Origin of the sequence: Chromohalobacter sp. HP20-39, from assembly GCF_033052815.1 — a bacterium.
In the GTDB taxonomy this organism is placed as follows: domain Bacteria; phylum Pseudomonadota; class Gammaproteobacteria; order Pseudomonadales; family Halomonadaceae; genus Chromohalobacter.
In genome coordinates this window covers 1-514 of record NZ_JAWHTP010000110.1, presented here as the reverse complement: position 1 = coordinate 514, position 514 = coordinate 1, and the positions used below count along the sequence as shown (strand labels likewise).

At 68.1% G+C, this 514-nt stretch carries 1 protein-coding gene; it reads right to left on the bottom strand.

Annotated features, from left to right (window positions below; genetic code table 11):
- The coding region (locus RVY79_RS17180; protein WP_317465685.1) for an ABC transporter ATP-binding protein at positions 1 to 514 on the bottom strand (514 nt) is incomplete at both ends.

The window sequence follows — 514 nt, the reverse complement described above, 5'->3', positions numbered from 1 at the left end:
GCAATGCGTTGGCGCTGGCCGCCCGAGAGTTTCACGCCGCGTTCGCCCACCAGCGCATCAAATCCACGCCGGCCATGCGCGTCAGACAGGTGCGGGATGAACTCGTCGGCACGGGCACCGCGCACGGCTTCCATCAACTCCGCCTCGCTGCTATCCGGCTTGCCATAGCGCAGGTTGTCGCGAATGGAGCGGTGCAGTAGCGAGGTGTCCTGCGTGACCATGCCGATCTGCGCGCGCAGGCTTTCCTGCGTGATGCCGGCAATGTCCTGGCCGTCGACGAGGATGCGGCCTTGCTCCACGTCGTACAGGCGCAGCAGCAGGTTGACCAGCGTTGACTTGCCCGCGCCCGACGGGCCGACCAGGCCGATGCGCTCGCCAGGGCGCACGACGAGATCCAGCCCTTCGATCACGCCGCTGCCCTTGCCGTAGTGAAAGCCGACGTGCTCGAAGCGCACTTCACCCTGCGTGACGCGCAGCGGCTGCGCACCGGGCCGGTCGACCACGGTGCGCGGCA